The sequence below is a fragment of the Agromyces litoreus genome, from assembly GCF_040496015.1.
Taxonomy (GTDB): domain Bacteria; phylum Actinomycetota; class Actinomycetes; order Actinomycetales; family Microbacteriaceae; genus Agromyces; species Agromyces litoreus.
Genome location: NZ_JBEPKA010000014.1, coordinates 77,500 through 96,356, shown reverse-complemented (window position 1 = coordinate 96,356; position 18,857 = coordinate 77,500). Strand labels below are relative to the sequence as shown.

General features: G+C 73.7%; 16 protein-coding genes. 7 read left to right on the top strand and 9 right to left on the bottom strand.

Annotation, left to right across the window (positions count from 1 at the left end; genetic code table 11):
• From ABME01_RS11835 to ABME01_RS11820, 4 genes are all read right to left on the bottom strand, one after another.
• Positions 1 to 2,419: glycosyltransferase family 2 protein (locus ABME01_RS11835; protein WP_353828616.1), on the bottom strand; the 2,419-nt coding region annotated here is incomplete at its 3' end.
• Positions 2,420 to 2,529: 110 nt separating this feature from the next.
• Positions 2,530 to 2,850 (bottom strand): WhiB family transcriptional regulator, encoded by a 321-nt coding sequence (locus tag ABME01_RS11830; protein ID WP_353828615.1) that lies wholly within the window; start codon positions 2,848 to 2,850, stop codon positions 2,530 to 2,532.
• A 165-nt stretch (positions 2,851 to 3,015) separates the two neighbouring features.
• Positions 3,016 to 3,984, bottom strand: a complete 969-nt coding sequence (gene galE, locus ABME01_RS11825; RefSeq protein WP_353828614.1) for a UDP-glucose 4-epimerase GalE — start codon at positions 3,982 to 3,984, stop codon at positions 3,016 to 3,018.
• Between the two features lie 53 nt (positions 3,985 to 4,037).
• Complete coding sequence (locus ABME01_RS11820; protein WP_353828613.1) at positions 4,038 to 4,187, bottom strand: hypothetical protein; 150 nt, start codon at positions 4,185 to 4,187, stop codon at positions 4,038 to 4,040.
• 110 nt (positions 4,188 to 4,297) lie between these two features.
• Here ABME01_RS11820 and ABME01_RS11815 point away from each other — a divergent pair, with 110 nt between their 5' ends.
• Positions 4,298 to 5,254, top strand: a complete 957-nt coding sequence (locus ABME01_RS11815) for a GlxA family transcriptional regulator (protein WP_353828612.1) — start codon at positions 4,298 to 4,300, stop codon at positions 5,252 to 5,254.
• Between the two features lie 57 nt (positions 5,255 to 5,311).
• Here ABME01_RS11815 and manA read toward each other — a convergent pair whose 3' ends face one another.
• The gene (gene manA / locus ABME01_RS11810; RefSeq protein ID WP_353828611.1) at positions 5,312 to 6,553 is read right to left on the bottom strand and encodes a mannose-6-phosphate isomerase, class I; all 1,242 of its coding nucleotides are present in this window, start codon (positions 6,551 to 6,553) and stop codon (positions 5,312 to 5,314) included.
• A gap of 104 nt (positions 6,554 to 6,657) precedes the next feature.
• On the opposite strand from manA, the gene ABME01_RS11805 reads away from it, so the two are divergent.
• The 3 genes from ABME01_RS11805 to ABME01_RS11795 are packed head-to-tail and all read left to right on the top strand — an operon-like array spanning position 6,658 to position 10,503.
• The gene (locus tag ABME01_RS11805) at positions 6,658 to 7,836 is read left to right on the top strand and encodes an acyl-CoA dehydrogenase family protein (RefSeq protein WP_353828610.1); all 1,179 of its coding nucleotides are present in this window, start codon (positions 6,658 to 6,660) and stop codon (positions 7,834 to 7,836) included.
• Between the two features lie 43 nt (positions 7,837 to 7,879).
• Positions 7,880 to 9,238 carry an O-antigen ligase family protein gene (locus ABME01_RS11800; RefSeq protein WP_353828609.1) on the top strand — a complete coding sequence of 453 codons (1,359 nt, stop codon included), beginning with the start codon at positions 7,880 to 7,882 and terminating at the stop codon, positions 9,236 to 9,238.
• The gene (locus ABME01_RS11795; protein WP_353828608.1) at positions 9,235 to 10,503 is read left to right on the top strand and encodes an O-antigen ligase family protein; all 1,269 of its coding nucleotides are present in this window, start codon (positions 9,235 to 9,237) and stop codon (positions 10,501 to 10,503) included. Before ABME01_RS11800 ends, ABME01_RS11795 begins: the two co-directional genes overlap by 4 nt.
• 33 nt (positions 10,504 to 10,536) lie before the next feature.
• Here ABME01_RS11795 and ABME01_RS11790 read toward each other — a convergent pair whose 3' ends face one another.
• Both ABME01_RS11790 and ABME01_RS11785 read right to left on the bottom strand, forming a co-directional pair.
• A complete protein-coding gene (locus tag ABME01_RS11790; RefSeq protein WP_353828607.1) occupies positions 10,537 to 11,580 on the bottom strand; it encodes a glycosyltransferase family 2 protein in 1,044 nt (347 codons plus the stop codon).
• 2 nt (positions 11,581 to 11,582) lie between these two features.
• Entirely contained in the window at positions 11,583 to 12,755 is a 1,173-nt protein-coding gene (locus ABME01_RS11785; protein WP_353828606.1) for a glycosyltransferase family 2 protein, read from the bottom strand.
• Between the two features lie 56 nt (positions 12,756 to 12,811).
• On the opposite strand from ABME01_RS11785, the gene ABME01_RS11780 reads away from it, so the two are divergent.
• From ABME01_RS11780 to ABME01_RS11770, 3 genes are read left to right on the top strand one after another with little or no spacing between them, the layout of a single operon-like run.
• Entirely contained in the window at positions 12,812 to 13,690 is an 879-nt protein-coding gene (locus ABME01_RS11780; protein ID WP_353828605.1) for a glycosyltransferase family 2 protein, read from the top strand.
• Positions 13,687 to 14,883, top strand: a complete 1,197-nt coding sequence (locus ABME01_RS11775; protein ID WP_353828604.1) for a hypothetical protein — start codon at positions 13,687 to 13,689, stop codon at positions 14,881 to 14,883. Before ABME01_RS11780 ends, ABME01_RS11775 begins: the two co-directional genes overlap by 4 nt.
• Positions 14,880 to 15,968, top strand: coding sequence for a glycosyltransferase family 4 protein (locus tag ABME01_RS11770; protein ID WP_353828603.1), 1,089 nt, complete (start codon positions 14,880 to 14,882; stop codon positions 15,966 to 15,968). The genes ABME01_RS11775 and ABME01_RS11770 overlap by 4 nt, the downstream gene beginning before the upstream one ends.
• Positions 15,969 to 15,976: 8 nt before the next feature.
• Here the strand turns inward: ABME01_RS11770 and ABME01_RS11765 are convergent, their stop codons facing one another.
• A complete protein-coding gene (locus ABME01_RS11765) occupies positions 15,977 to 17,143 on the bottom strand; it encodes a glycosyltransferase family 4 protein (protein ID WP_353828602.1) in 1,167 nt (388 codons plus the stop codon).
• Entirely contained in the window at positions 17,140 to 18,696 is a 1,557-nt protein-coding gene (locus ABME01_RS11760; RefSeq protein WP_353828601.1) for a DUF2142 domain-containing protein, read from the bottom strand. Before ABME01_RS11760 ends, ABME01_RS11765 begins: the two co-directional genes overlap by 4 nt.
• Positions 18,697 to 18,857: the final 161 nt, after the last annotated feature.

The window sequence follows — 18,857 nt, the reverse complement described above, 5'->3', positions numbered from 1 at the left end:
TCTCCTCGGTCCTGCCGGTGAGCATCCGCTGCGTCGAGGCCAGCGTGGACTGCTCGTCGAGCGTCGCGCCGGGGCCGCGTTCCACCGTGGCACGGAGCCCCCCGTCGGCCGTGGGCCGGATCCGGAGCGTGCCCACCCTCGGGTCGGCGGCGGCCTCGGCCTCGACGAACGCGGGCAGGGTGCGCGCGGTCGCGGGGCCGACGGCCGAACGGCCGAGCGCGAGCGCGGCGAGCGACGGAGCGACGGCCAGGAGCACTCCGGCCATCACCAGCGCGGCGAGGGCGGCCGAACCGCGCCGCAGCGTGCCGAGGGCGAGTAGCGCGGCCGCGATGAGCCCCATCCACATGAGGCTCAGCGCCGCTCCCGTCCAGACGGGGACCGCGCGGTCGCCGGCGAATGCGACCTGGATCGTCGTCGCGGCGACCGCCGTCGCGAAGCCGATGGCGGCGAGGGCCAGTCCGAGGAGGCCGCTGCGCGACCGGCGCGTGGCGACGACCGCGCACGCCGCCAGGACGAGCGGCGCGAGCAGCACGGCGAGCACGATCGCGGGCGAGGCGACCCCGCCGAGCGCGGCCAGCGGCTCGCTCCATCGCCCCCATCCCGAGGCCTGGCCGAGGGCCAGCGCGAGCGCCGTCGGCTCGGCGGCGGGCTGCGGGACGCCCGGGTCCGCGAGCAGCGACAGCGGCGCACCGCGGGTGAACTGCTGCACGACCAGGGGCAGGAACAGCGCGAGCGCCGGCAGCGGGATGCCGGCGAGCCGGACGGCCGCACGACCGCTGAGCGGCAGCGAGACGATCCAGGCGAGCAGCAGGGCGGGCGCGAGGCTCGGCGCGCACGCGACGACGGCGGCGAACACGAGCGATGCGGCGGCCGCGGCGGCCCACGAGGTCGCCGCGGCGAACATGAGCACGGCGAGCCACGGGAGCAGGACGTGGGCGACGACGGCGGCGGGGCGGCCGGCCGACAGGGCGTCGAGCAGGGGCGGCGCGACCGCCCACGCCAGTCCGGCGACCACCCGGAGCGCGGCCCGCTCGGTGAGGCGGCTCGCGGCGAACCATCCGCCGAGCCCGGACAGCGGCAGCGCCACCAGCCAGAGCACGAGCAGCGCAGTGCTCGGCGCCCAGAACGTCGACGTGCCGAGCACCGCGAGCACGCCCGCGAAGGGGTCGGCGGCTCCCTCGAAGCCGCCCGCGATGTCGCGCCATCCGGTCGCCGCGTTCCGCCAGAGCACGCCGACATCCCCGGAGAGCGGGAGCAGCCCGCCGCCGGACACCCCGCCGGAGGCGATGATCGGCGCGAACAGCAGGAGCGAGGCCGCCGCCGTGACGAGCACGACCCAGCCTCCGCCGGTCTGCAGGAACATGAGGTCGTCGGCGCGCCCCCGGGCCCGCTGGCGTCGCGCCTCGGCCGCCTGTTGGCGGCGCTCGCGGACCTCGTCTCCGGACATGCGGAGCGGGGCGAGCGAGGACCAGCGCGCGGTCCGCGTCCGGCGGATCGCGGCGCGGGATCGCACGACCCGTTGCGGCCGCGCCATCACCTCGACCGCGGCGGCGAACTCGCCGGGGATGGCGCCGGGCGTCTTCACGAGGAGGTGCCGGAGCGAGCGCAGCACCGCGAGCGGCAGGAGCAGCAGCCAGTTCAGCGGGGCGAGCGCAGGGGGTCCGGCGACGAGCCGTCGGTGCAGGCGTGCCGCCCTGGCACGACGTGCCCGTCGGCGCGCGGCGCGGCCGCCCGGCTCGGAACCCGGTCCGGCGACGCCGGAGTCGGCGAACCGCACGCGTGCCTCGGGCACGGCGATCACCCGGTGCCCGGCGAGCCGGGCGCGCACGCCGAGGTCGAGCCCGTCGTCGATCACGGGCAGCGCGGGGTCGAAGCCGCCGAGCGCGCGCCACGTGGTCCGGCGGATCAGCAGGCCGGCCGGGTCCGCGCCCAGCACGTCGGCGAGGTCGTCGTGCTGCCCCTGGTCGAGCTCGTCCTCCACGACCGCCACGCTCCGGCCGGTCCGGGTCGTGGTCCGGCCGAACCGGACGATCCGCCGCGGGTCGTCCCACCGCACGAGCTTGGGCGCGGCGATCACCGCACTTCGCGCTCGACCGAGTGCGGCGACCAGCGACTCGAGGGCCTCGGGCTCCGGCGCGGCGTCCTCGGGGAGCAACCAGAGCAGTTCGTCGTCGCGGGGTTCCGGCATCCCGCGCTCGACGATCGCCACGGCTTCCCCGAACGACCGGGGCTCCCCTAGCGCGACCACGTGGTCCGGGTGCCCGGCCTCCACGTTCCGGCGGGTCTCGTCGTCGACGGCGAGGAGCACGAACGCGAACTCGTCGGGCCGGCGCGTCTGCCGGTCGAGCGCGTCGAGCGTCCGGCGGAGCCGATCCCCGCCGTGCTGGACGACGAGGACGGCGGTGACTCTGGCGTGCATCGGAGCCAGCCTAGGCGGCCGCTCCCGCCGGTCGGCTCAGCGCCACGGGCGTGGCTCGAACGGCGCAGGCCGTCCGAACCGACGACCACCTCGACGGGACCGGTGCGACCTCAGCTGGCCTGGCGACGCAGCCTGCGGCGCTCGCGCTCGGACAGGCCGCCCCAGATGCCGAATCGCTCGTCGTTCGCCAGCGCGTACTCGAGGCACTCGGCACGGACCTCGCAGCCCGTGCAGATCCGCTTGGCGTCGCGGGTCGATCCGCCCTTCTCCGGGAAGAAGGCCTCCGGATCGGTCTGCGCGCACAGCGCGTCGCTCTGCCATGCCAGTTGGTTGTCGTCGTCTGCGACCCCGCGAACGCCAGGAACGCCGAGCCGCACAGGGTCGACGAACCAATCCTCAGGTACCCCAGAACGATATTCAGGCTTGCCCATATCGTCTCCCACCCAGTTGTACCGACATCCCCGAGGGGTGTGTCTTGACCAATTACACCGTTGTAATTCGGTGGAAGTCAAGTCGCGAATGGTAAACCCTCGACCAGCCGTCGAGGCTTCACGCCGCGCCGCCCGCGTGTCGCCCGTGTCCGGGTCGTGATCCGGCTACGCCCCGGATGCCACGCGTCGGGCGGACCACGCGGACGCGACCATGTCGGAGAGGCTGTGCCGCATGCGCCAGTCGAGGTCCCGCGCGGCGAGCTCCCCCGAGGCGACGATGCGCGCCGGGTCGCCCGGCCGCCGCGGCGCGATCTCGGGCTCGAAGTCGATGCCGGTCACGCGCGCGACCTCGCGCATGATCTCGCCGACCGAGACGCCGTCGCCGGAGCCGAGGTTGTAGACGGGCTCGATCGCCTCGCGGTCGTCGAGCCGACGAGCCGCCGCGACGTGGGCCGCCGCGAGGTCGGCGACGTGGATGTAGTCGCGGACGCACGTGCCGTCCGGCGTCGGGTAGTCGTCGCCGTTGATCCGAGGGGTCCGACCCTCGATCAACGCGTCGAACACGAGCGGGAACAGGTTGTGCGGGCTCGGGTCGAACACCTCGTCGGTGCCCGAACCGACGACGTTGAAGTACCGCAGCGAGGTGTGCCGGAGCCCGGATGCGCGCTCCTGGTCCGCCAGCAGCCACTCGCCGATCAGCTTCGACTCGCCGTACGGCGACTCGGGACGCTTCGGGGTGTCCTCGGTGACGAGATCGACGTCCGGCGTGCCGTACACGGCGGCGCTCGAGGAGAAGACGATGCGGTCGACGCCGCGAGCCTGCATCGCGCCGAGCAGCCGGGCCGTGCCGGTCACGTTCTGCTCGTACGTGTGCAGCGGCCGCTGCACCGAGACGCCCGCGTACTTGAAGCCGGCCAGGTGCACGACGCCCTGCACGTCGTGCGCGGCCATCGCGTCCTCCAGCAGCGCGCCGTCGAGGATCGAGCCCTGCACGAACGGCGACCCCTCGGGGACGAAGGTCCGGCGGCCCGACGACAGGTCGTCGACGACGACCGTGTCGATCCCCTGCTCGCGGAACGCGCGCACCACGTGCGCCCCGATGTAGCCCGCGCCCCCGGTGACCAGCCAGCTCATGTCCGCCTTCCGCCGCCGGTGCCTCCGGCGTCGTGACGATGCTAGCGGCCGGATCAGGCGCGGCGCAGCGGCGTGTGCTCGACGTGACGCACGCGGTCGCGGATCTCCGGACGGCCGTACCCGTCGGAGTCGAGCCGCAGCAGCGTCGCCACGACGGCCCAGATCGCGAGGCCCGCGAGGATCAGCAGCATGATGAGTTCCATGGCAGAAATTGTGCTCCTTGCAAGATCCTGCCGAAAGTGGCAGACTCGCCAGTGATCGACACATTCCTGCCACGCCCGTGTCGGCGTGGCGGCACCATCGAGGAGGCCCCGTGCTCCGGACCATCGCCTGCATCGCCGTCCCGCAGATGGCCCCATTCGAGTTCGGCGTCATCTGCGAGGTCTTCGGCATCGATCGCACCGAGCACGGCGGCCCGACCTTCGACTTCCACGTCGTCGCCCCGGAACCGGGGCCCATCCCCACCAAGCTCGGCTTCGACGTCGTCGTGCACGAGGGCCTCGAGGCGGCCGAGACGGCCGACCTGGTCGCGGTGCCCGCCTCCCTGATCGACGAGCCCGCGCACCCCGAGGTGCTCCGCGTCATCCGCGAGGCCGTCGACCGCGGCGCCTGGGTGCTGAGCGTCTGCTCCGGCGCGTTCACGCTCGCTCGCGCCGGCGTCCTCGAGGGCCGGCGCGCCACCACGCACTGGATGTACACCGACCGGCTCGCCGAGCTCTTCCCGGGGACCGAGGTCGACCCCGACGTGCTGTTCGTGCAGGACGGCAAGGTCGTCACCGGCGCCGGGACGGCGGCCGGCATCGACGCGGCGCTGCACATCGTGCGCACCGAGCTCGGAGCGAGCGCGGCGAACGTCGTCGCACGCCGCATGGTCGTGCCGCCGCAGCGCGACGGCGGGCAGTCCCAGTTCATCCAGACGCCGATCGTCGAGTGCCGGAGCGACTCGCTCGGCGAGGTCACCGAATGGATGCTCGAGCACCTCGACGAGGACCTCACGGTCGACCGCCTGGCGCGCAGGGCGCTCATGTCCCCTCGGACCTTCGCGCGGAAGTTCCGCGCCGAGACCGGCACCACGCCGAACGCCTGGCTCAACCGCCAGCGACTCCTGCGGGCGCAGCAGCTGCTCGAGGCGACCGACCTCTCGCTCGAGGAGATCGCACGCGAGACCGGCTTCGGCGCCGCGGCGGTGATGCGCCACCACTTCGTGAAGGTGCTCCAGACGACGCCGACGCAGTACCGGCGGGTGTTCGGGCCGCGTCAGGTGGGCTGACCGGCGCGACCCGCGCCCCGGCCCGCGATCGGCCGCACCCGCCCGTTCGGGGCGGGTTCAGGCGAGCGGGGCGGGGACGGTGGCGATCCAGGCGATGCCCGTCCCGGCGACGGAGATCGGCGCCTCGTCGGGCGAGACGAACGCGGCCTCGCCCCGTTCGAGCCGGATCCCGCCGGTGCGGCCGGCGAGCTCGACCGCGTCGCCCTCGGCGAGCACCACGGCCGGCCCGGTCAGGTCGATCTCCCACCCGTCCGCCACGCCCTCCGCGCGGAGCAGCGTGAAGTCGGGGACGGGCGGACGGTACTCCAGCAGGCCCGCCGCCACCTCGACCGGCCGCAGGATCGGCGCCTCGATCGGGGTGAAGTCGAGCACCTCGAGCAGTTCGGGCACGTCGATGTGCTTCGGGGTGAGTCCGCCGCGCAGCACGTTGTCGCTCGCCGCCATGAGCTCGATGCCGAGCCCCTCGAGGTACGCGTGGACGTTCCCGGCGTCGAGGAAGAGCGCCTCCCCGCGCCGGAGCGTGACCCGGTTCAGCAGCAGCGAGATGACGATGCCCGGGTCGCCCGGGTACTCCGCGGCGAGGTCGAGCACGGTGCGGAACGACGACGCGGCGGACGACTCCAGCGCGGTGGGAGTCCCGGCGAGCGCGGTCACCCGCTCGACGAGCCAGGCGGCCTCGCCCGAATCGCCGCCGCGGCCGTCCTGCAGCAGCCACGCGACCGTCTCCCGGAGCGCGTCATCCCCCTCGAGGCGTCGTGCGAGCAGGTCGATGGCGCCGGGCTGCGGCTCCGGCGTCGCGGCATCCGCGGCACGCAGCACCTCGAGGACGCCGTGCACCTCGTCCGGCGAGCGGAACCCCGAGAGCGCCTCGAACCGCTCGCTCACCGCCACGATCAGCTCCGGCTTGGCGTAGGGGTCCTTGTAGTTGCGGTCGTACGCGTCGGCGGGCACGCCCTCCGCCTCCTCGCGGGCGAAGCCGATTCGCGCCTGATCGGGCGTGGGATGGGCCTGCAACGACAACGGCTTCGCGGCGGCGAGGACCTTGAGCAGGAACGGCAGCCGTGCGCCCTCCCGCGCGTGGTGCGGGCCGAGCGCCAGCGCGGGGTTGGCGGCGATGAGCCGCGCCAGGTCGTCCGCACCGCTTCCGGGATCGACCACCTCCGCCGGGGATCCGGCGTGCGCACCCAGCCAGAGCTCGGCCTCAGGCCCCCCGCTCGGCTCCACTCCCCGGAACTCGGCGATCGCGGTGTGGGAACCCCACGCATAGTCTCGAGGAGTGTTGCGGATCGCGACAAACATTCGGGCGGTGTCCTTCCGGGCTTTGGCGGCAGACTACCAACGGCACCGGCGCCGTCCGGGCCCGGATCTAGGCTCGGCCAGTCCCACGATGCAGAGGAGCCGAAATGTCCTTCGAGCCGCTCGAGAGCGACTTCTACTCGTACGCGTCCCTCCTGACCGACCGCGAGCAGGCCGCGCTGACCGACCTCCGCACGTGGCTCGAGCGCGAGGTCCGACCCATCGTCAACGACTACTGGGAGCGGGCCGAGTTCCCGCGCGAGGTCGTGCAGCCGCTCGCCGACCTCGGCGTGCTCTCCTATGCGTGGGACGAGGCGAAGCCCTTCGAGAACTCCGCCGTGTTCCGGGGCTTCGTGGCCCTCGAGCTCGCCCGCGTCGACGCCTCGGTGGGCACGTTCGTCGGCGTCCAGAACGGCCTCGCGACCGGCTCGATCGCCGTCGCCGGTTCCGAGGAGCAGAAGCGCGAGTGGATCCCCAGGCTCGCCTCCGGCGAGGTGATCGGCGCCTTCGGCCTGACCGAGCCGCTCTCCGGCTCCGACTCGGCCCGCGGCCTGCGCACCACGGCGCGCCGCGACGGCGACGAGTGGGTGCTGAACGGCGAGAAGCGGTGGATCGGCAACGCGACCTGGTCGGACATCACCGTGATCTGGGCGAAGGACGAGGCCGACGGCCAGGTCAAGGGCTTCATCGTGCCCACCTCGACGCCCGGCTACGAGGCGACGAAGATCGAGCGCAAGGTGAGCCTGCGCATCGTGCAGAACGCCGACATCACGCTGACCGACGTGCGCGTCCCGGAGTCGCTGCGCCTGCAGAACGGCCACTCGTTCCGCGACACCGCGGCCGTCCTGCGGCAGACGCGCGCCGAGGTCGCCTGGGCCGCGGTCGGCACGGCGATCGGGGCCTACGAGGCCGCCGTGCGGTACGCGTCGGAGCGCGAGCAGTTCGGCCGTCCGATCGCCTCGCACCAGCTCATCCAGGACCTCCTCGTGCGCTGCCTCGGCAACATCACGGCGTCGCTCGGCATGGTCGTGCGCGTGTCCCAGATGCTCGACGCCGGCGACCAGCGCGACGAGCACTCGGCCCTGGCCAAGGCGTACGCGACCTCGGCCATGCGCGAGACCGTCGGCTGGGCCCGTGAGGTCTGCGGCGGCAACGGCATCGTGCTCGACCACGAGGTCGCGCGATTCTTCGCCGACGCCGAGGCGCTGTACTCCTACGAGGGCACGCGCGAGATGAACACCCTCATCGTCGGGCGGGCGATCACGGGCCAGGCTGCGTTCGTCTGAGCCCGTCCGTCGCCGGACCGGTGCCCGCGATAGCCTTGTGCGCATGACTGACGGACGCCGGCCGAGGCTCGAGAGCGCGTTCGTCACGTTCGTGTTCTTCACGGCGTTCGCCGGCCAGTTCTGGCGGAACCTGCTGGGCTGGTGGGGCTACGGCGCCATCGTGCTCGTCGTCGTGATCGGCACCGCGTGGGTGGTCCGGGTCCGCCGACCGGAACTGGCCTGGCGTCGGGTGCCCAAGTCGACGCTGGCGTTCCTGCTGATCGCGACGGCCTCGATCGCGTGGTCCAACTACCCCGCCACGAGCGCGCTCGCGGTCGGCCTCACCCTCGTCACGACCTTCGTCGCACTCGGCATCTCGCTCTCGCTCGGATGGCACGGCGTGCTGCGCGGCGTCTCGTCGTCGCTGAAGTGGGTCCTCGTGCTCTCGCTGCTCTTCGAGGCTTGGGTGGCCGTCGTCGTGCGGGCGCCGGTGCTGCCCGACTTCCTCGACCCGGGCGACGGCCCGGTCCCCGCCGCGTTCTACTGGTCGCGCGGGCTCCTCCTCCAGGGCGGACCGATCGAGGGGATCGTCGGCAACCGCAACCTGCTCGGGATGGCGGCACTGATCGCGGTCGTCGTCTTCGCGGGCCTGCTCGCGAGCGGCGGCCTGCGCCGGGCGTCCGGCATCGGGTGGCTCGTCGTGGCGGGTGTCGTGCTGCTGCTCACGCGCTCGGCCACGGTCACCGTCGCCGCGATCCTCGTGGTGGTCGCGCTCGGCTTCGCCGCGTGGGCGCGACGGGTCGGTCCGGAGGGACGCCGTCCGGTGTACCTGGCCGCGGCCGGCGCGCTCGCGGCATCCGTCGCACTGGTGGCGCTGGCCTGGAACGCGATCCTCGACCTGCTCGGACGCGGCGACGACCTCACGGGACGGCTCGACATCTGGTCCTCGGTGACCGGACTCGCCCTAGAGCGCCCGTGGTTTGGCTGGGGCTGGATCAGCTACTGGGCCCCCTGGGTGGAGCCGTACGACGGCCTCGCGGTGCGCAAGGGCGTGGAGTACCTGCAGGCCCACAACGCATGGCTCGACGTGTGGCTGCAGCTCGGGATCCTCGGATGCATCGCCTTCGCGTCGATCGTGATCGGCGCGCTCTGGCGCTCGTGGTTCCTCGCCGTCGACCGCCCGATGGATGCCACCGGCCGGGTCCTGCCCCACTCGGCCGTGTCGCTGATCCCGCTGCTCGTGCTCGTGGCGCTGGTCGGGCAGTCGCTCGCCGAGAGCCGGCTGCTCATCGAGTCCGGCTGGCTGCTGCTCATGGCGATCGCCTGGGGCACCAAGCGCCGCCAGTGGTCGCCCGAGCCCCTGCCGCCGATGCCGCCCGCCCGCTCGCCGCGCCGCTGGGCCGGCTCCGAGGTGCGCCGGTGAACCCAGCCCTGCGCGAGTTCGCCGGGTCGGCGCGCTTCGCGCAGGCGCTGACCGTCATCTCGATCGGACTGGCCTTCTCGACGCACGCCGTCCGCGCGCTCGTGGGCTGGCCGGGCCTCATCGCCGCGCTCTTCACGGTCCTCCTGCTCGCGGGCGTGTCGCTCGTGGCGAGATGGCGGGCGGTCGAGTGGTACGGGATCCTCCCGCTCACGATCCTCGTCTTCGTGGGATGGTGCGCGGCCTCCGTCATCTGGAGCGACACGCCGGGGCTCACGCTGCTCGGCCTCGGCTACCTCGTCGTCTTCGGCTCGCTCGGCGTCTACGTCGCGCTGATGCGCGACACGATCCAGATCGTCCGCGCGTTCGGCGACGTGTTCCGGGTGCTGCTCGCCGTGTCGCTGGCGCTCGAGGTGCTCTCGGGCATCCTGATCGACCTGCCGATCGTGTTCCTCGGGATCCGCGGCGACCTCGCCGAGCTGGGCCCGCTCCAGGGCGTGTTCGGGTCGCGCAACGTGCTCGGGTTCGTCGCGCTCATCGCGCTCACGACGTTCATCGTCGAATGGCGCACGCGCAGCGTCACGCGGGGCCGGGCCATCGGCTCGGTGGTGCTCGCGGCCGTGCTGCTGCTGCTCTCCGGCTCGCCCACGACGTTCGTCGCGCTCGGTGCGACGCTCGTCGCGCTCGCGGCGCTCTACGGTCTCCGTCGCGTTCCGGCCGAGACCCGGTGGCGGTGGCAGCTCGGGCTGCTCATCGCCGCCGTCGGCGCCCTCGTCGTGGGATGGCTGACCCGGATCCGGATCATCGAGCTGCTGGACGCCCGTGCGGAGTTCGAGGTGCGGCTCGACGTCTGGCGGGAGGTGTCGCGGTATCTCGCCGTGAACCCGCTGCAGGGCTGGGGCTGGGTCGGCCGGTGGCCCGAGGCCGCGCCGTACGTCTGGGTCGAGGGCGGCGTCGGTCGCAACCTGTCGTCCGGGCTGAGCGCGTACATCGATGCGTACTTCCAGGTCGGCGTGATCGGGGCGGCGCTGTTCATCGCCCTCGTCGGCGTCGCACTCGTCCGCGCATGGCTGCTCGCGTCCTCGCGCCGCAGCGTCGTCTACCTCTGGCCCGCGCTCGCCCTGGTCGCGGTCGCCGTGACGAGCTTCGCCGAGAGCTTCGCCCTCGTCGAGGGGGGCTGGATGCTGCTGGTGGTCTGCGCGGTCAAGGCGGCGCGCGACATGAGCTGGCGCGACGCGCTGGCCGCGGCATCCGGACCCGTCGCCTGACGGGAGCGGCCGCCGGACCCGGCGCCCGGACGCTCAGACCGGCTGGACGAGATCGCGCAGCACGTCCTGCGCGCCGAGCCCGTAGCGCCGGTAGCGCCCGGTACGCCATTCGCGGAGGACCGGTCCCAGCCGTCGGACCCGGGACGCGGGAATCGAGGATCGGACCTCCTCGTGCGCGAGCTTGTCCCCGACCTCGATGCCGAGCGCGGCCGCGTCGGCGCCGCCGCGCCCGGTCGCGATCGCGGGGAGCCGATCCGCCAGCGCCTGCGCGCGCGCGAGCAGGCGTGCGTTCCGGTCGGTCCGCGGCGCGCGCAGCCGCTCCAGGCGCCCGCGCCACCCGAGCGAGGACACCCCGATCTGGTTGGCGCCGTGCTGGCGGTAGCCGATCAGGCGATCGGGCAGCACCGCGATCGCGCCCGACGCGGCGGCGACGACGGCGAGCCACTCGTCGTGCACCCAGCTGCCGGGGAACGGTGCCGCCCGCTCCACGAGCCGGCGTCGCACGAGCATCGTCGCGCCCGTGAGCAGGTTCCGCCGCAGCAGCTCCTCGAGGGCCGCCTCGCCGTCCACGCGTCGCCGAAGCCGGTCGTCGATGCCGAGGGTCCCGAACAGGTCGGCGCCCAGGGCCTCGCCCTCCGGTCCGACGAGGTCCGCGTCGCTCGCGACGAGGTCGACCTCGGGCCGGGCCGCGAGTGCCTCGAGCGCACGCGCGATGCGGTCGGGGCGCCACAGGTCGTCCTGGTCGGCGAGCGCGACGAGGTCTCCGGTCGCCGCGCGGAGCGCCTGCTCGAAGTTCGCGGTCACGCCCAGCGCGACGTCGTTCCGGATGATCCGGAGGTCGACCGTCGCACCGTTCGCGCGGTGCGCCGCGACGAGGTCCTCGACGATCCGGAGCGTGTCATCGGTCGACGCGTCGTCGCTCACGACGATCTCGTCGACCGGACGGGTCTGCGCGAGGACGGTCCGCACCTGGTCCGCGACGAATCGCGCCCCGTTGTGCGTTCCGATCACGACCGACACGCGATCGCGTGCCGGCACGCCGGTCGCCTCCGCGGGCTCGGCGGCCCCCTCGTCCATGCTCACTCCTTCCGGAGCCCGACCTTGAGCACGCCGAGGAACATCCCCGCCATGATCGTCTGGGCCCCGAGCATCATGAACAGCGCGGCGAGCACGGCGGTGCGCACCGTCGTGCCGGGATCGAGGGCGCCGAACCCGGTGGCCGCCCACACGGAGAACTGCCAGATCGCGACGCCGAGACCGAGCAGGAAGATCAGGAGCCCCACGAGGGCACCGCTCTCGAGGCTGATCCGGCGTTCGAGGCGGTCGAAGTTCCGCGATCGCGGGATGCGGAAGCCCTCGTGCTGCGCGTAGATCTTCGTGAGCACGGCGAACAGCAGCGACTGGTACCCGACGACGGTGAGCGCCGCGAGGTAGACCTGGCTCGAGACGTCGAACCCGACGTCGCCGAACACGACCGGACCGAAGGTGATGGCGAGCGTGCCGAGGAGGCCCGCGAGGAACGCGACGGCACCCGGGATCAGGAACAGCCAGCGCGGGCTGAAGATCAGCAGGAACCGCAGGTGGCGCCATCCGTCGCGCCAGCTGCGCAGGTGGGGCGGCCGGCTGCGGCCGTCCTTGTCGAGGGTGGTCGGCACCTCCGAGACCACGAGGCCGCCGAGCGTGGACTTCACCACGACCTCGCTCGCGAACTCCATGCCCGTGGTCTGCAGGTGCAGGTCGAGCATCGCCTGCCGGTTGAAGCCGCGGAGGCCGCAGTGGAAGTCGCCGATCGGCGAACGGAAGAGGACCCGACCGATCCAGGACAGGACCGGATTGCCGAGGTACTTGTGCAGCGGCGGCATCGCGCCCTCGGCGATCCCTCCGCGGAAGCGGTTGCCCATCACCAGCTGGTCGCCGGCGCGCAGGCGCTCGAGGAACGCGTCCAGGCGCGAGAAGTCGTAGCTGTCGTCGGCGTCGCCCATGATCACGTAGGTGCCGCGGGCCGCCTCGATGCCGCCCATCAGCGCGCTGCCGTAGCCCTTCGCCGGCACGTCGACGACGCGCGCGCCGTGCGCGAGCGCGATCTCCTGCGAGCCGTCAGTGGACCCGTTGTCGGCGATCACGACCTCGCCGACGACGCCGGCGCGGGCGAGGAAGCCGTTCGCCTTGTCGATGCAGGTGGCGAGGGTCTCGGCCTCGTTCAGGCACGGCATGACGATGGACAGCTCGACCGTGTCGGTGGCAGCGGGCATGTGGCGTGGAGTCCTGTCGGTGTCGGGAGCGAGTTCATCGTACAGAATGAGGGATTGTGGAACTGGGTCTCGTGGTCTCGACGCTCGGCCGCCTCGACCCCCTTCGCAGGCTGCTCGAGTCGCTGTCGGGTCGGCTTCGCGCGGGTGACCGGCTCGTCGTCGTCGCGCAGCGCAACCTGCGCGAGGTCGAGGGGCTCGTCGCCGGGTTCGACGCGGGCGCGGGCCGGGCGAGCGTCGTGACGAGCGAGCCGGGTGCGGCCCGCGGTCGCAACGCCGGGGTGGCCGCCCTCGACGGCAGCGACCCGTTGCTGGTCTTCCCGAACGACACGACCTGGTTCCCGGAGGGGACCCTCGAATCGCTCCGCGCGCTGCCGGACGCGACGCGCCTCGCCGCCATGACCGTCGTCGACGAGCACGGGCCCAAGTTCGTCCTGCCCTCCCCCGGCGCGCCGCTGGACCGTTGGAACGCGTGGTCCGTGATCGAGATGGGACTGCTCGTGCGTCGGAGCCTCTTCGACGCCGTCGGCGGCTTCGACCCGGATCTCGGCACCGGTGCGCCGTCGCCGTGGCAGGCGGGCGAGGCCACGGACCTCCTGCTGCGCATCGCCGACCGGGTCCCCGGCGACGCGAGTCGGATCGCGTGGCTCCCGTCCGACGTGCGCGTGGGCGGGATCGCGGACGCGCACGGCCTCGTCGCGCACGAACGGCGGCGGAAGCTGCGCGCGTACGGTCGCGGACTCGGTCGCGTGGTCGCGCGATGGCGCTACCCGCTCGCGTGGCGCGTCGCGTTCGTGGGCGGCGGGATCGCATTCGGCGTCCGTCACGGCCGCGACTACGCCGTGGTCGACGGCTGGTGGGTGTTCCTCGGGCGTCTCGAGGGCTCGATCGGACGGACCCTGGGTCGCGGCGGCCGGACGACGGCGGTGCGCCGATGAGCCTGGAGTCCCCGGTCCCGCTGCGGCTGCGCCGCGCGACGATGAGCGCCGTGACCCTCCTCGGCGGCGTGTCGCTCGCCGTCATCCCCGCCGCCACCGTCTCGATCGCCTCACGGCTGTTCACGCCGACCGAGCAGGGGCTCATCGCGGTCGCGGTGACGGTGGCGACGTTCGCCGGCCAGCTGGCGTTCGCGGTGATCGTCGAGTCCCGGCTCAGCTCCGCCGGCACCGAGCGGCGCGTGGTCTTCCCGCTGTGGCTCGCCGGGGCGTCCGTGCTCGCCGGTGCGGCGATCGTCGCGACCGGCCCGAACGTGGTCTCGCTCTGCATCGGCCTGCCGATCCTCGTGGCCGCGCTCGAGGTCGGGCGCGGGGTCTCGGTCGCCGAGCGCCTGGACGCCAGGGAGGTCTGGGCCTCGGTGCTGGTGGGGGCCGGTGCGCTGGCCGGCGTGCTGGCGGGCTTCGCGTCGCAGGCGTGGGCGTTCGTCCCGCTCGTGGCGGGCATCGTCGCGGCGACCGTGGTGCGCTCCCTTCCGGTGCAGCACCGCGCGAGTCGCCCCGAACCGCGGGTGATGGGATGGGTCGTGGCCGACACCGCGATCACCGGCGCCGTCTACCCGCTCCTGAACTCGATGATCCTCGCGTTCCTCGGTCCGGGCGAGGCCGTGCTCTTCGCCGCGATCTCGACCGTCTCGGGGCTCCTGGCGATCCCGCTCAACTTCATGCGCCTGCGACTGCTCAAGGAGCACTCGACGCTCGACATCGTCGTCTCGGCGGGGGCGGTGGTCGCCGCCGTGCTCGCGCTGCTGGTCGCGGAGTGGCTGGGGCTGTTCGCGTTCCTCTTCGGCGAGGCCTGGTCCGGCTCGGCGACCCTGCTGCCGCTGCTCGTCGCCTGCGCCTGGCGTGCGGCGTCGCTCGCGACGACCATCCCGTTCGCCGCGCTCCGCCGACGCGGCGAGGTGAAGCTGCTGACCGGCCTGCGCGCGCTGGTCTCCGTGATCGCGTTCGCCCTCGCCGGCGCGGCCCTGCTGACCGGACTCCTGTGGACCGTGTTCGCCGCCCTGCTCGCGGCGGAGCTCCTCTCGGCCGCGATCTACGAGGGCGCTCGGCGCCGGCGCACCGCCGCCGCAGCGGCAGGGTCGCCGGGCGAGCCCGGGCACGGCCGGCACGTCACCGACCCCGAGGCCGGCCGATGACCCGGATCCTCGTCGACCTGCTCTTCCACACCGGCCGCAGGGGCGGGATGGAGTCGTACGTGCGCCACCTCTACCCGCGCCTCGGCGAGCTCGTCCCGGCCGCCACCGAGTTCGTCGGGCTCGCGTCCGCGGAGCTCGCCGGCACCGGCGCGCCCTGGTTCCCAGGCGACCTCGTCGACTCCGGCATCTCCGGGGAGGACCGGGTCGCCTGGGCGCGGGGCGAGGTCCTGTCGGTGGCGCGGCACGCCGGTGCGCTCGGTGCGGACCTCATCCACGCGCCGGCGAACCTCGGGCCGGTGCGCACGCGCACCCCGATGGTGCTGACCGTCCACGACCTGCTGCCGTTCCGGCATCCGGAGTACGTCCCCGGCCCCTACGCTCCGGTGCTCCGCGCGATGAACCGCGGCGCCGCCCGCGCGGCGCGGCGTGTGCTGACCGTGAGCGACGCCTCCGCGCGCGACATCACGGAGCGGCTCGGCGTCCCGGCGGACCGCGTCGACGTCGTGCCCCTCGCGGGCGGCACCCCGCGCCCGCCGGTCGGGCAGCGCCGTTCGGACGACCTCGTGCTGGCCATCGGCAACCGCATGCCGCACAAGGACTTCGAGACCCTGCTCGAGGCCGTCGCCCGCATCCCGTCGGCCGAGCGGCCCCGCGTGGTGATCACGGGCAGCCACGAGTCCGACCCGCTGGCCCCGGTCGTGCAGCGCCTCGGACTGGGCGACCACGTTCGCCTCGAGGGCTGGGTGACGCCCGACGAGCTCGAGCGGCTCTACGCCGAGGCGGCGCTGCTGGCGTTCCCGACGCGCTTCGAGGGCTTCGGGCTGCCGCTCATCGAGGCGATGGCGCGCGGGGTCCCCACGATCGCGTCGGACCTCCCCGTGCTCCGCGAGGTCGGTGCCGAGGCGGTGGACTGGGCCCCGCCCGGGAACCCCGACGCACTGGCCACGCGCATCCGGTCGCTCCTCGGCGACCCGGCGACGCGAGGGCGGATGTCGGAGGCCGGCCTGGTCCGCGCAGCCGGGTTCTCGTGGGAGCGCACGGCCCGCGGAACGCTCGCGTCGTTCGACCGGGCGCTCGGGCGCTGACGGCCCGCTCAGCGGCGAGTCGCCGCCGCGCGACGGAGGAGTTCGCCGACGGAGACGGAGAGGCTCCGGTGGGTGCGCTCGCGCGCGAACCACGCCGCGGTGGAGTGCCTGAGCGCATCGCCGCCGGCCACCGCCTCGACGATCGCGGCTCCGAGCACGTCGGGTGACGCGTCGCCGGCCAGGACGCCGTTGACCCCCGTGACGACGAGCTCCGCTGCCGCGTTGTCCTCGCCGGCGACGACCACCGCGGGCGTGCCGAACGCCGCGGCCTCGGCGACCACGAGGCCGAACCCCTCGCGTTCGGAGGGGTTCACGAGCGCGGCGGCGCCGGCGACCAGGGCGTCGAGCTCGTCATCGTCCACGCGCCCGAGGAAGTCGATCGCGTCCGCCACGTCGTGCTCGATCGCGGCACGCCTCGCCCGATCGGTCTCCGGGCCCGTGCCGACCACCCGTGCCCGCAGCGTCGGGGCCGAGCGCCGCGCGGCGGCGAGCGCGGGCGGCAGCACGTGCAGGCGCTTGTCGGCGATGTGGCGCCCGACGAACAGGACGTAGGGGTCGCCGCCCGGCGCGACGTCCCTCGGGGTCTCGCGGGGCGGACCGGCCAGGTCGAGCAGCCCCAGCACGATCGGGTCCGCGCCCGGCCGGCTCCGGCGCAGCCGCCGCCCGGTGAACCCGCTGTTGACCGTCTGGATCCTGCCGACCCGCACGGCCAGCCACTGCAGCGTCGCCGCGACGGTGCCCGTGAGCACGCCGGCGTAGGCCCGCCACTTGCGTGCGGGCCACACCTCGAGCCAGTCCACGGCCACGACGGCCGGGCTCCCCCACAGCGCCAGCCGCACGGCGAAGACGTTCAGCACGGGCAGCGCCGCGACGACGACGAGGTCGTACCGCCCCCGGGCGCGCGCGAAGTGCCGGAACAGGCCGAGGGCGAAGGCGACGGCACTCCGCGAGGTGCGGACGCCGCGGTCGTCGTAGATCGGGCCGCGCCACACCGAGACGAGGTCGAACGGCACCGCCGGCGCGGCATCCGGAGCCCACTGCGCGCGAGTGACGTAGGTGACCTGCGCACCGCGATCGACGAGCAGCTCCGCCATCCTCCGGTAGACGCGCTCACCGCCCCCCGTGTTGACCGGGAAGACGCAGTCGTACGCGATCGCCACGCGCGGAGCGGTCACCGGACGTCGCTCCCGACGACCGGTGCCGCGACGGTGCCGTCGACCGGCTGCGAGACGGCGCGACCGAGCCGCCCGACGAACACGGCGAACGCGGCCGACACGAGGGCGTACAGGGTCACCAGCAGCGGCCACCCGCCGGGCGGCTGCCATTCGGGGTCGAGCCACATCGCGGTGATCGAGTCGTCGAGGCCGACCACGTAGCGGTACATCACGAAGAGGTAGGCGTGCGCGCCGAACGCGGCCATGAGCACGGCCGCCCCCCACGTGTACCGCGCCGAGAGGAAGCGCACCCGCTCCGCACCGCGCGAGAGCAGCCAGGCGACGAGGATGAGCGCCCCGAGGTAGAGGAACAGGCCGTACCGCCCCTGCCAGATGATGCCGGTCTGGGACACCGACCGGGCCTGCACGAGGATCGGCACCACCACGCACGCGACGACCGCCGCGACCACGACGAGCGCCGCCCGTCGCTCGAGGGAGGCGAATGCGAGGAACAGCAGCGCCCCCACGACCGCGACGACGGCCCACACCGACCACGGCGGCAGCTCCGCGTCGAACCAGCCGAACATGCCGACGGACTGCTGGAAGTACTCGGTGGTCAGCCGGAGCATGTACACGGCACCCGCGAGCGGGGTGTCCCCGACGAGCGGGGCGTCGCCGGGGCGCGCCTGGCTGGAGAGGCTCCCGCCGAGCAGGGTCCACGCGAGCGAGAACACCCCGACCGCCGCGATCACGGCGAGCCAGATCCAGCTGCGGGCGGTGGCGAAGAGCCGGCGCACGGGCGCCCATCCGACCGTGAGGGCCGAGAGCGAGACGATCACGACGAGCCACAGCGGGCCGAGGGCCCGGGCCGTCACGAGGGCCGCCGAGGAGATCGTCACCACGACCCAGAGGTACGTGCGCGAGTACGCGATCGCCGGCGGATCGCCCGGCACGTGCGACTCGAAGAGCCGCAGCACGCCGACCCAGAGCGCGACGGAGGCGGCGACCTCGAACCCGCTCGGATTCACGCCGGCCATGAGGTAGACGCCGAGCGGGAGGCCGGCGAAGGCGACGCCGAGCGGCATCCACGCATCGCGCCGGCCGGCCACGGCGAGCTGGAAGGCGACCCCGACGAACGCCGCGCCGATGAGCGCGCTCACGATGCGCATCGCGATCAGCCCGGCCGCTCCGCCGAACAGCAGCGACGGCCATCCGACGAGCGCGTAGTACACGGGGTTGTAGGCACCCGTCCAGGTGTTGAACCAGTCGAGGCCCTCCTCCCCGCCCAGTTCGGCGCCGCAGTCGGCGGACCGGTTCTCGTCCATCGCGAAGCAGAGCAGGCGCGGGTCGTAGCGGTACTCGTCCGGGAGCTGCACGACCAGGTGCAGCACGCCCGGGACCTCCTCGCCGACCACCTGCCCGCGGACCTGCGCGATGGCCTTGGTCGCGTGGGCGTTCTCGTCGGGCACCGAGAAGACGGGCGACGCGATCGCCCAGAGGACGCCGAGCGCGGCGACCAGCGCGAAGCCGATGAGGCCTGCGCGGTCGGCCCTGCGACGCGACTCACCCGACATCGTGCACGTTCCCCTCACGACCGTTCGTGCCCAGCACCACGGGCCGCCCGGGTGGCCCGACGAGGCGCGAGTCTACCAACCGGCGGGTCGGTGCCCGCGCATCATCCGGGCGCGGCCCAATAGGATCGGAGGAACGCCCGACCCACCGGCCCCGCACGCGA